Origin of the sequence: Fibrella aquatica, assembly GCF_041321135.1 — a bacterium.
In the GTDB taxonomy this organism is placed as follows: domain Bacteria; phylum Bacteroidota; class Bacteroidia; order Cytophagales; family Spirosomataceae; genus Fibrella; species Fibrella aquatica.
This window is the reverse complement of record NZ_JBGGWF010000002.1, coordinates 852,273-863,750: the sequence shown is the minus strand read 5'-3', so window position 1 is coordinate 863,750 and position 11,478 is coordinate 852,273. Positions and strand designations below refer to the sequence as shown.

Annotated in this window: 10 protein-coding genes; 3 read left to right on the top strand and 7 right to left on the bottom strand. The window is 52.3% G+C overall.

Features of this window, described 5'->3' with window-relative positions; genetic code table 11:
* Positions 1–122: 122 nt before the first annotated feature.
* The 7 genes from ACAW87_RS07555 to ACAW87_RS07525 all read right to left on the bottom strand — a co-directional run bounded on the left by ACAW87_RS07555 (position 123) and on the right by ACAW87_RS07525 (position 9,295).
* A complete protein-coding gene (locus ACAW87_RS07555) occupies positions 123–830 on the bottom strand; it encodes a hypothetical protein (RefSeq protein WP_370722738.1) in 708 nt (235 codons plus the stop codon).
* A gap of 306 nt (positions 831–1,136) precedes the next feature.
* Entirely contained in the window at positions 1,137–2,012 is an 876-nt protein-coding gene (locus ACAW87_RS07550) for a PfkB family carbohydrate kinase (protein ID WP_370722736.1), read from the bottom strand.
* A gap of 258 nt (positions 2,013–2,270) precedes the next feature.
* Positions 2,271–3,083, bottom strand: a complete 813-nt coding sequence (locus ACAW87_RS07545) for a hypothetical protein (RefSeq protein WP_370722735.1) — start codon at positions 3,081–3,083, stop codon at positions 2,271–2,273.
* Between the two features lie 79 nt (positions 3,084–3,162).
* On the bottom strand, positions 3,163–6,243 hold the full coding sequence (locus tag ACAW87_RS07540) for an efflux RND transporter permease subunit (protein ID WP_370722733.1): 3,081 nt from the start codon (positions 6,241–6,243) through the stop codon (positions 3,163–3,165).
* Between the two features lie 3 nt (positions 6,244–6,246).
* Positions 6,247–7,293, bottom strand: coding sequence for an efflux RND transporter periplasmic adaptor subunit (locus ACAW87_RS07535; RefSeq protein ID WP_370722731.1), 1,047 nt, complete (start codon positions 7,291–7,293; stop codon positions 6,247–6,249).
* 4 nt (positions 7,294–7,297) lie between these two features.
* A complete protein-coding gene (locus ACAW87_RS07530) occupies positions 7,298–8,638 on the bottom strand; it encodes a TolC family protein (protein ID WP_370722729.1) in 1,341 nt (446 codons plus the stop codon).
* A gap of 48 nt (positions 8,639–8,686) precedes the next feature.
* Positions 8,687–9,295, bottom strand: coding sequence for a TetR/AcrR family transcriptional regulator (locus ACAW87_RS07525; RefSeq protein WP_370722727.1), 609 nt, complete (start codon positions 9,293–9,295; stop codon positions 8,687–8,689).
* A 352-nt stretch (positions 9,296–9,647) separates the two neighbouring features.
* Between ACAW87_RS07525 and ACAW87_RS07520 the strand changes: the two genes are divergently transcribed.
* The 3 genes from ACAW87_RS07520 (at position 9,648) to ACAW87_RS07510 (ending at position 11,475) form a co-directional block, all read left to right on the top strand.
* Positions 9,648–9,884, top strand: coding sequence for a hypothetical protein (locus tag ACAW87_RS07520; protein WP_370722725.1), 237 nt, complete (start codon positions 9,648–9,650; stop codon positions 9,882–9,884).
* Entirely contained in the window at positions 9,803–10,072 is a 270-nt protein-coding gene (locus tag ACAW87_RS07515) for an ROK family protein (RefSeq protein WP_370722723.1), read from the top strand. The genes ACAW87_RS07520 and ACAW87_RS07515 overlap by 82 nt, the downstream gene beginning before the upstream one ends.
* 206 nt (positions 10,073–10,278) lie before the next feature.
* Entirely contained in the window at positions 10,279–11,475 is a 1,197-nt protein-coding gene (locus tag ACAW87_RS07510; protein WP_370722721.1) for a Gfo/Idh/MocA family protein, read from the top strand.
* The last annotated feature ends 3 nt before the right edge of the window (positions 11,476–11,478 follow it).

The window sequence follows — 11,478 nt, the reverse complement described above, 5'->3', positions numbered from 1 at the left end:
AAGTGCAAAGATATGTCATTCAACTAACTTATTGTCAATTAGTTAAGTGACATATCTTTGCTGGCAAGATATCCGAAAATTCGCTTTGGACTAGCTCAATACGCTAAGAAAGGGTTGATCTATTAAAGTGCTGTTACCTTAATTCGATTGTAGTAGATCGATTGGTTGCCCTCAAAACCCGAGTCAGTGCCAATGATGAGCCAAAGTTCGCCTCTGTCATTCGCCCTTACCTTGAAGGGGTTCTCGTCATTAGAACGCTGAATCAGCGTATACTCTTCAATGTCTTTACCATTCGCCAGGTTGCCGATGGCCACCATGTCTTTACCACCTTCTAGCTGGTTGCCCTTGTCTATGTTCAACCTGTAGTAATCGCCGTCTTTGATCTTTTCAGGCTTGATGGGTGATGCCCCTGCTTTCAGCATGACACTGGTTGCAGGACCACCGCCTATTCCAAATCCACTTTCAGGGTAAAGCGACGCTAGTTCTATTTCGAACAACAGGGTATATTCTTTATTGGGAGACAAATTGGTAAGCTTCCGGCTTACATACATGAACAAATCATCACTACGGTTTTCCCCATATACCCGCAGTGATTTTTGGGCAGCATTTAGGGGCATCGGCAGACTTGCCTGCTCAAATTTGAAATTAATTAAGCTGTCCTGGGGCGTTGAATAATCGGTATAACCTCCTTCCCAGCCATTGGTACCAACCGAGAATGAATCGTTGAGTAAGACGCCCTTTGCTGGCGTCGGTAAATTGTTAGACTCACTTTGACAAGACCAACTGATGATCGCCGTCAGAATTGTCACATACATCAGGATGCGTTTCATAACAGACAGATTTTAGAAAAAACAATGAACGCTATGTTTTGAGCGCCACTCATAAGAGTCCATGAATTTTATAAAGGTTGGACTATTATAAGAATAAACATATGTTATATGTTTTATGTTCTAAATGCGTCCCTTGACCTCCTAAAACCGTTGCTGATTCGTAACAGTAGTTGAGGCCATTGGTAAAGCGTCGGTCATTAGTGCATTCGCTGCTATGCCAAGTGTTTGTTCAAACACCTTCAGCCGAGTGGGTTAGGCTACTGGTTTACTCACAAGATGGATGTACAGCGCTTAGCTGCTTGTCTACTACCAATCTACTCGACTTGCAAGGTCAGTATTGAGTGTAGACAGACGAGGAATAGGGCCGGCAAAACCCACTTTTAAGCCAGCCAGCAGAGCACCGTACTCACCTGCCTCTTGTACTGAGCTGCCCTTCACCCGTTTTAATAAATACCCTGCCATGTACGTATCTCCACACCCTGTTGTATCAACTAGGGTAGGTGGTTTGAAGGAGGGGATTTTGTATAAAGTGCCCCCTGTATAAATAAGCGACCCTCGATCACCAAGCGTTATGATCACCTCTTTCACCCCTAAATCGGCTAAGTAAGTTGCTCCACCTAAAATATCCTTTTGACCGGTGACCAGTTGCATCTCAAACTCGTTTGCCTTTAGTGTGTGAACCTTAGGCAATACCCTCTTTTTATCAGCCCAATCCTGGTAGATTACTTTCTTACGCCAAACTCGCCTTAGGTAGCCCTGGATATCTAACGATACCAGCCCTTTCTGAGCCAGCTCCTCAAGAAGCTGACTTGGTATGTCATCGGACAGCAAAGGCCCCAGATGAAATATTTTGGCCGTTACTGGCGGTAGTTGGGAGGAACTGAAGGGGATTGCTTTCCGTAGCACATGTTGCTGCCGGTTATTCAGATCTTCATCATAGGCGTTCTGAAAATAAACCGTATGCGGACTCGGTATGGCATAAACATCAATGCCGTCTGAGCGCAACTCATCAACAATGTAGTTTTCTTTCGACGAAAGCGCTGTAATTAATTGATAGGTGAGGTCAGCCTGAGAAAGCGCTTTTGAAAAGTAAAATGAAGTGCCGCCCGGCATGTAGGCCACCGTACGGGGAGTAGTTACTTTATCCAGCGAAAGGTGGCCAATTGTACAAATATCGATCATGGGATGTTTTATAGGCAAAGGTGGGTTTCCTATACAAGTGACGATTGGCCACGTCAAAACAATGCGTTCGACTAAGCCATAGCGAATCGCATCATCTCTTGGTAATGGATACTTATGCCTGATTTGAACGGTAAAATTAACGATTAATCAGACGCGTAAACCAGACTTAACTCTCACCGGGACTCAGCCAAAACGGGTAAATGACCCCCCGAACCACTTGCATCGGTGCCCCCGATACCTCGACGTTTTTGAGATTGACTACCCCGACGTACGGTGGTTCATAGGTAGTTGATCCGATGAGTTGGTGCGGGGTAGGAGGGGTTTCCCCCGAAGAGCCTGCCAGAAAATGGCTGCGGTAAACAGGGCGTAGCACAGGCTCACCACTACAAGCCACCGGCTGCTCCTGAGCACGTAAAAGCCCAGTAGGGGCAACACCTGCAAGGCATGCATTCCCAAAAAGTGGGCGATACGCAGGTCGCCGTAGCGTCGGCTCCAGTTCACGATGGGCAGACCGGGACTACCATCCGGCCCGCCAATGGTGTGCGTCAGCCGACTACCCATGGCGAAGCCCTGCATTGAAAAGAGCACGAACAACCCGATGCCCCAGTAGATGCCCCAGACGTAAGCGCGGGGCAGGGCCGAAAGGTCGGCCCGGAATAGCAGGAAGCCGATGTAGCCCGTCCAGAGCGATGCACCCGTGGCGGCTATGGCCATCAGGCTATATAGTCCTGCATACAATGGGGTGCTCAGGTTGAAGTGCGACAACTGCCCCCGCCCCGCCTGTAACACGATGTAGACAATCTCGAAACCCAGCAGTCCGATCATTCCCCACGAATAGGCCACGACGGCTTCTGACCGGCCCAGATACTGCCCAAACCAGCCCATAGTCCACACGAGCAGCGTTGTCGATAAGCAGAATTTCATCGGCTTATACCAGGCATTCACGCCCATTACCTGCGTATGGGTAAACAGGGTCAGCGCCAGGCACAGCCCCGCACCCAGCAGGCAGACCCACCCGAACGTATACAGCAGTGGGTTTACCTGATGAAGTTGTTGTAAGAACGGTTTCATAAGCCTTAGACAAAGATTCGCTAGTGTTGTGTCATGCCGACGTACCCATCGGCTTCTTTTTGCGATGGCCAGTCAGCCATTACACCGCTAACATCTCCCGCTCCTGTGGCACAGGGCTCGGTTCGATGGTAGGCGGGATGAGTTTATACATCACCGGGGTGACAATGCGCGATAAGACGGTGGAACTGATCAGGCCGCCGATCAGGACGAGTGCAAGGGGCGAAATCTGCGGGTTGGGATTCAAAGCCAATGGAATCAGACCACCAATTGCAGTGAGCGACGTTAAAACGACGGGTAGAAACCGGATTTCACCTGCCCGCTCAATCGCCTCGATTAACGGAACGCCCTCTTGGCGAAGCTGATTGGTGAAATCGACCAGAAGGATCGAATTTTTGACTTCGATACCCGCCAGCGCGATAAACCCAATGATGCCGATAAACGAAAGCGGGTTTCCGGTCAGGAAGAGCATCGTAACGCCTCCCACTACGCCCAGCGGAATCACCGATAACACGATCAGCGTGCCTTTAAAGGTCTTGAATTGTAGAATTAACACGCCCACAAATAGAAATACCGTCAGCATAATCACCGTGATAAAGCTGCCACCGAAGGCATCGCCCTCACTTTCGGCCTCGCCCGAGAGCCTGTAGCTGTAACCGGCGGGTAGCTTCAGCGCGTTGAGCTTTGGTACCACGTCTTTCAAGACCGTATTGGCCAGAACGCCTGTTCGGGTGTAAGCCGTGACCTTGGCGAAACGGTTCTTATTGTAATGATTTATTGTCGTCGGCGATGTCTCGAACCCGATCAGCGCCACCTGATTCAGCGGAATAGGCGTGCCCTGCGCGTTGTTGACGAACAGGTTGTTGAAAACAGCCATGGTCGGGAATTTGTCGCGGGCTACGGCCACCACCACGTTGTAGTCTGTATCGTCTTCGTCGGAAAACGATCCGACGGTGAGGCCCGAAACAGCCATGCGTACCGTTTTGTCGATGTCGGCCGTCAGAACGCCCAGCGTGCGGGCTTTCTCCCGATTGATCTGCACCCGCAGGTCGGTTTTGCGCGTGTTCAGTTCGTTGTTGACGTAAACGGTACCGGGGCTATTGCGGATCACCTGTTCCACCACGAACGACCATCGGCGCAGCGTATCGAGGTTAGGGCCAAACAACCGAACCGATAGCGGGGCTTCGATGGGCGGGCCTTGCTCGAAGTCTTTTACCTCTACTTTGGCGAAGGGGAACGTACCCAGCCGACGGCGTAAGTCGGCAATCAACTCGCGCTTCACGGTTGGTTTGGTGTCAGCGGGAAGTTGCACAAAAAATTGGGCGAAATCTGCTTTCTCCTCCTGTTGCACCACGTTGTAGTAGATCTGCGGGTTTCCTTTGCCCACATTGGTGGTGAAATACTGAATACGGCTGTCGTCACCGAGACTGTCTTCCAGCATGCGGGCAATGCGATTACCCTGCAGCAGGTTTGTTTGTTGGGGCATCCGGACATTGACCAGAAATATCGGCTTTTCAGAGGCAGGAAACAGCTTGAAGCCAATCACCGGAAACAAACCCAACGCGGTCACGAATAATCCTAATGATACGAATAGCGTCGTTTTGGGCCAGCGTAATGCTTTATCCACCAGTCGGGAATAGGTGGCCCGGATGCCGCGCTGCAAGGCTTGTAAGAGCCAGTTGCCTTCTGGATTAGCGTGTGGTTTGAGCAGAAAACTAGCCGCGAACGGGACTATCGTCAACGACACAAACAACGAGCCTACAACCGTCGCGATTACAGCTAGCGGTAAGCCCCGGATAAACTCGCCGGGACCGCCGGGTAGAAACACCAGGGGTAAAAACGCGATTACGAGTGTGGCCGTTGTACCAAGTACGGCTAGTGTGATTTGCTTCGTGCCGCGCAGCACGGCTTCGCGCCGTGGGTAGCCATCACGCATCCAGCGTTCGATGTTCTCGACAACCACGATACTATCATCGACCAGCAAACCGAGCGCCACCACCAGCCCAACGATACTCAACTGGTTGAGCGAGATGCCAAACGCGTTAAGACCCACAATACCCAGTCCCAACGATAGGGGAATGGAGATCATGACAATGGTGGCGGCCCGCCCGCCCAGCGGCAGCAGCGTGAACAGGACCAGAAAAATGGCAATACCAAAGTCGATTCCCAGCCCGCGCAATCGCCCCGCCACGTTATCGGCCTGATCGAAGTAATTAATGAGCTTGATATTGGCGGGTAATTGTTGGGTGAACGCGGCCACGACCGGGGCATACTTTCGTTGGGTGCTGGCAATATTAACGCCCTCTTTCTGTGCCGCCGTAACCAGCACACCCCGCCGTCCGTTCACCCGGGTGATATGGGTTTCGGTCAGGTTTTTCAGACCCACGGTAGCTATGTCGCGCAGGTACACAATTCGGCCGTTGCCGTTGTAAACTACTGTATTGGCAATATCGGTAACGTCTCGAAATCGCCCGCTTGTTTTTACATTGAAGCTTAGTCCACCCGCGTTGACGCTGCCGCCGGGTACGTTGGCGTTCTCGCTTTGCAGGCTCCCGACCACCGTCGAGAGCGGAATACGGAGTTGAGCGAGTTTGTCCGTCTGCACGTCTACCCGAACCACCTGCGCCGGCGCTCCCGACACCTCGACGTTCTTAAGGTCGGTAATTTTTTCGAGGGCTTCCTCCAACTCTTCGGCCTGGTGTTTCAGTTGGGCCATCGATGCCGTTTCCGATACTAACGCAACCTGCAGAATATTCACGTCGGAGGGGTCAACCTTGCGGATGTCGATGTCGTAGATATCGGCGGGAAGGGTAGTACGCAGGGCGTTTACCTCGCGCACCACCTCCTGATACTTCGTATCTACATTACCCCCGTAGCTGAACTCCGGGTTAATCACGGCTACCCCGTCCTGAATGGTAGTCACAATTTTCTGGATGTTGGCCAGTTCGTTGAGCTTGTTTTCGATGGGTTTTACCACCAGCTGTTCGAGGTCGGTGGGAGTGGTGCCGGGGTAGATCACCACAATCGGAAACTGCGGTGGGTTAATCTGCGGGTCTTCGGCGCGGGGCATGGTTAGTAGGGTCACTACGCCCACTACAGCCACCATCAGCGCGACCACCAGTGTAAACTGGTAGTTTTTGACAGAAAATTGGGTCAGGTTCATGGCTCAGCGAATGATACGGATGGTGGATTGTTCGTTGAGAAACGCGCTGTTGCTCACCACAAAGGCGGGTACGTTCTCCAGTCCTTCCTTCACGACCACCTGCTCATGACCGAATTGCTCGATCTGAATCGGAACGCGACGCACGCGCGTTGTGCCCATAGGAACGTATACAAAGGCCCGATCGCCATCGGCTTCGATCAGGGCTTCGTAGGGTATCACGGTTTGTTGGTGGCTACGTCCGGTCTGGATGGTGGCCTTACCGAACATCCCCACCGACGGTGTCAGGCCAGTTAGGTTTACCCGGACTTCAACCTCAAACGTACCACTGCCCGCATCGGCAGCCACCGGTTTCCGAATCACGGTACCCGCAAAGGTGCGTTCCGGAAACGCGTCGATACGAACGGTGGCGCGGTTACCGAGGGCCACACTTGCCCAATCGCGGTCGTTTAGGCCGAGCTTCAGTGTCCAGTTGCGGTTGGCAGTGGTTTCATTGATAGCCAGCACGGGTGTTCCAACGGCTATGACTTCGCCCTCGTTGGCTAGCTTTTTGGTCACCACACCGTTAGCTGTGGCGTAGATGTAAGCATATTGCTGATTGAAGGCGACCACACTGACCGATCGTTGGGCGATATCGAGCGCCGTTTTGGCATTCTGCACCTGTTCGAGTGTTGCCACACTATCGCGGTAGAGGTTGGCGGCACGTTGGTAATCCCGACGGGCTTTGTCGAGGCCAATTTCAGCCTGCTCACGCTGGGCGCCAATCTCGGTGATCTTCAACGAGGCCAGTCGTTGCCCTTTTCGAAACGTCTGACCTTCATCAACATAAACCCGGTCAATTACGCCGCCTATTTTGAACCCGTAGCGAGCCTCATTTTCGGTCGACAGCAGCCCTGTGGCTTCTACCGAGGGCTGTATCTGCGCCGACTGCACCGACATCACCCTGACTGGAATGGTTTCGGGGGCGTCGGTAAATGCGGTGCGGGTTTGTTCATGGCGGCAACCGGCTCCCAGTACGGTTATTGCCAACAGAAATAAGTAGTTGGTTTTCATGATATTAGTTAAGGTTTATGGCTGCTGTGGCGCGTTCCAGTTCAGCATGTTTAGTCCAGGCGTCGAAGCGGCTGATGTTTACTTGCAGTTGGTCGGCGATGAGCTGATTTTGGGCATCCAGTAGTTCTATATAGAGTAGCTGTCCTTCCCGGTAGAGGAGTTGCAGGTCACGGTAATTTCTCTGGGAAGCCCCCACCTGTGATTGAGCCGCTTCATGCTGGGTCAGGGCCGAGAACAGTGCGTTGGTAGCCGTTGTTATCTGAAGCCGAAGCTGCCCGGTCACGTAGCGCGTGTTGGCATCAAGGGCTTCTCCGTCCAGGTTGGCCTGTGTCACTTTGAGTGCGTTACGACCCGCCGAGAATAGCGAAAGATCGAATGATAGACCCGCAAGGTAGTAGGCCGATTGGCGGTTGACCCGAAAATCGAATGCCTGCGCTCCGAGGTCGACAAACAGGTTGACTTTAGGCTTTCGGTAGGTAGCCGCCAGGCCCACGAGCGAGGTATTGATGGCCCGCGCCTGCCGCAGTTTTGCCAGTTCTTCGCGGCCAGACAGGGTTGTGTCGGCCGAGGTTGGCGGTGTAGGTACGTTCGTAATCGCATCAGATTCGATGGCTGTGTAGGCGGGGCGGTTCAGCAGGAAATTCAGGAACGCCTGCGCCGAGTGCTGTGTCTGCCGGGCCACGGCTACCTGCGCCCCAATCCGGGTAACTTCGTTGTTGCTCCGAACCACACTCGTACGGTTCACTTTCTGGTTGTTGAACAGGGCGGTGTTGACCCGCTGATTTTCCTGCACCAGCGTGAGGGCGTTTTCGTAGATCCGGATGGCCTCAGTAGCTTGTAGATAACGGTAGTAAGCCACCTTTACCTCTTTTGCTAGTTCGCGCTTAAATAGGTTAATATCAATGCGTTGCAGATCGACCTGTTGCCGTTTGATCTGCTCATTGTAGCGAATTTCGGCGTTCACGAGCGGGTAGGTAGTGCGGGTGTGTATGTCGTAGAAATTATTGGGGTTGAGCAGTATACGCCTGTTTTGTAATTGAGGGAAGGCTTCGCTACCGGTGAGCCGGTTCAGGGTACTATAGGCTGGATTAAGCAGGTCGCCCAGTGGGAAGTCGATGGTGCGCCCGCCACCGGCAAGGGTATAGGTGCCGGTCAGGTTCATGGTGGGCCTGTAGAGCCGTTTGGCTTCATCAAGGGCTGCCAGATTTCGTTGCAGCAACACCTGTTGTTGCCGGATGCTTTCGTTGCTGGTAAAAGCGAGCTGCACATACGCATCCAGATGGGGCTGAGCCATCCCGTTCAGCGCCAGTAAAACCAGTAATAGGGAGGGTAATAAATGTCTCATTGATCTTTGATTTAATTTTGAACAATGTTCATTATAACGGCAAAAAATTTAGAATCTTTCCAGCATTCGCAAAAATTCGTCATATCCCTGCGTAGCGGGCTTTTCCAGGCTAACTACATCGGTACGACACGAGATCGTCAGGCTACACATGCCATGCACGATACTCCAGATCAGAAACGAGAGGGCTTCCGGCTCATGTCCCTCGAAGTGCCCGGTATCCTGGCAATCCTTGATCATGGTACGCACAAACCCAAAGGTTGCTTTGCCCTCGTCCCAAACATCGCCTTCACCTTCCTTGACAACGTCCATCGGGGCCTGGATATTAAACATCAGGTCATACATATCTGGTTGTTCCTGAGCAAATTGTATATATACTTTGCCTGCCGCTTTCAGTCGCTCCATCGGATCGGCTACGTTCAGGAGTACCATAAATCGGCCCCTTAATTCCAGGAATCCCTTGGTATGAAGGGCATGAAGGATGGCGTTTTTGTCTTTGAAGTAGACATACACAGTACCCACACTGTACTCTACGGCGTCAGCGATGTTGCGAATCGTTACGTTGGCTACGCCTTTCTCGGCAAAGAGCTTCATGGCTCCTTCCAGAATCAGGCTTCTTAGTTCCTCTTTTTCCCTCGCTTTCCGTTCGCTAACTCCCATATCCGTTGATTATTGAACCAAAGGTAATAGACTATTGAACATTGTTCAAAATATTTCCACGGTTTTTTTATCAGGCATTTCAATCTGCATACAGAAGCCACTTTTCTTCCAAAGTAGTTTTCTGATGTTGGTCAGCAGCGCTCCTGTCTACTTTAAAAGGTCAACGAAAAGTAAGGTCCCTGAAATAGGGAAAAAAGAGGTGCCAGACTGTTTAACCATAACGACACGTTGGCTGTATCGCATATGGAAGCGGTTGGCCAGCAACTAGTATACACTATCGGATCAAACTGACTGCGTGAAAAAACGGTTACTACCTCTGCTGCTACTACTGGCCTGTTACTCAGCCCTTCAGGTGCAACCTGTTAAGCGTCTGTACATCGCCAACGACGACCATACCGACTATATGTGGACGGTCGATGAAGCTCAACTGGCAGGCATTGGTATTGGCGTTCCGGGCTTTGTATTTGCCAACGGCACTGTCGATTCCAACTACGGTTTCCTCGAATTATGGAGGATTATCCGCTGGCACGCTACATCAGTCAGCAGCATGAACTCCCCTGTTTTCTCGATAATGATGCGCGGGTGGTAGCGCTGGGCGAGGCAATCTATGGGCAGGGGAGGGGCTTTAACCGCGTGCTGGTGCTAACCCTGGGAACTGGTCTTGGCGTGGATTTTACCATTAATGGACGGCTCGACGGCGCGCTGCCCTATGCGCATATGTCCGGGCACATAACCATAACCAGCAACGATACGGTATGCAATTGCGAAAAAACCTGATCGTGCTGGGTGGAGGGATTGCCACTATTTTACTGCCCATAATTTTTCTGAAAGAGAGCCTGTCCTGATCGAATCGCTGGGGGTTGCGTTGGCTATCTTTGGTGCGCTCACACTATCGTACGAGAAAGAAAACGAGACAGTCACCACTGATATCTCGTTACCGGAAAATACCCTTGATCACCAATTAATCTAAACCCAATTAACTTATGCAACACATTGCCATGCTCGGCGGCGGCTTCATCGGCCGCTTCTACGCCGAATCGCTCCACGGTCAGCGCAGCCGCGACCGCGTCATTGCCATTTACGCCCGCCGCGAAGAAACCGCGCAGAAATTTGCCGCCGATTATGGTTGTACCTTCTGGTCGACCGACATGGAGGCCGTCATTGCCCACCCCGACGTTACGATGGTGTGTGTGGCCCTGCCCAACAACCTGCACGCCACGGCCGTTGAACTGTGCGCCAAACACAAAAAGAACGTCGTCTGCACCAAACCCCTGGGCCGCACCGCCGAGGAAGCCCTTCGGATGATGCAACTCGTGGAAGAGGCGGGCATTTTTGGCGGCTACCTGGAAGACCTGTGCTACTCGCCCAAATTCCTGAAAGCGCTGGAAACTGTAAAAAGCGGTTCGCTGGGCCGAATTCTGTGGGCAAAATCCCGCGAGGCGCACCCTGGCCCGCACTCCAACTGGTTCTGGGACAAAGAGCAGGCAGGTGGCGGCTGTATGCTCGATCTGGGTTGCCACTGTGTAGAAATAGCCAGAAGCTTTATCGGAAAAGATGTTCGGCCGGTCGAAGTAATGTGCTGGGCCGCTACGCAGGTAAAACCTATCGACGCCGAAGATCATGCCATTGCGCTGGTGAAATATGAAAACGGAGCCATCGGTCAGTTCGAGGTGAGCTGGGTGTTTCGTGGGGGTATGGACCTGCGCGACGAGGTAATGGGCACCGAAGGCACCATCTGGATCAATAACTTTCTGCGCACTGGCTTTGAGATGTACACGTCGGGCAAAGGCGCTGATTACGTAGCTGAAAAAGCCGAAACCAACTCAGGCTGGCTCTTTCCGGTGGGCGATGAGGTCAACGACCTGGGCTACAACCATATGTTCACCGACATGTTCACTGCCTGCGAAACGGGCCGCGAACCCGCCGAAACGTTCTATGATGGGTACGTGGTCAACGCCATTCTCGATGCGGCCTATAAATCGGCCGAAACAAAGCAGTGGGAACCGGTACAGTTGCCCGTTTGGCGCGGTCAGGAAGGTCTTACCCAGGAGAAGACGCTGACTGACTACGACGCTGACCACTACCTGATCAAAGAAGAAATCACCCACGATGGTCGTCATAAGGTGATTCTGAAAGAAAAGGTGAGCGGTAAAATCGTGGAAAAAGATTTGGACAGGTAAGTG

Bases quoted from the DNA above. Each gene is read 5' to 3' on its own strand.
- ACAW87_RS07555 (WP_370722738.1), bottom strand. From the start codon at position 830: ATGAAACGCATCCTGATGTATGTGACAATTCTGACGGCGATCATCAGT.
- ACAW87_RS07550 (WP_370722736.1), bottom strand. From the start codon at position 2,012: ATGATCGATATTTGTACAATTGGCCACCTTTCGCTGGATAAAGTAACT.
- ACAW87_RS07545 (WP_370722735.1), bottom strand. From the start codon at position 3,083: ATGAAACCGTTCTTACAACAACTTCATCAGGTAAACCCACTGCTGTAT.
- ACAW87_RS07540 (WP_370722733.1), bottom strand. From the start codon at position 6,243: ATGAACCTGACCCAATTTTCTGTCAAAAACTACCAGTTTACACTGGTG.
- ACAW87_RS07535 (WP_370722731.1), bottom strand. From the start codon at position 7,293: ATGAAAACCAACTACTTATTTCTGTTGGCAATAACCGTACTGGGAGCC.
- ACAW87_RS07530 (WP_370722729.1), bottom strand. From the start codon at position 8,638: ATGAGACATTTATTACCCTCCCTATTACTGGTTTTACTGGCGCTGAAC.
- ACAW87_RS07525 (WP_370722727.1), bottom strand. From the start codon at position 9,295: ATGGGAGTTAGCGAACGGAAAGCGAGGGAAAAAGAGGAACTAAGAAGC.
- ACAW87_RS07515 (WP_370722723.1), top strand. From the start codon at position 9,803: ATGGAGGATTATCCGCTGGCACGCTACATCAGTCAGCAGCATGAACTC.
- ACAW87_RS07510 (WP_370722721.1), top strand. From the start codon at position 10,279: ATGCAACACATTGCCATGCTCGGCGGCGGCTTCATCGGCCGCTTCTAC.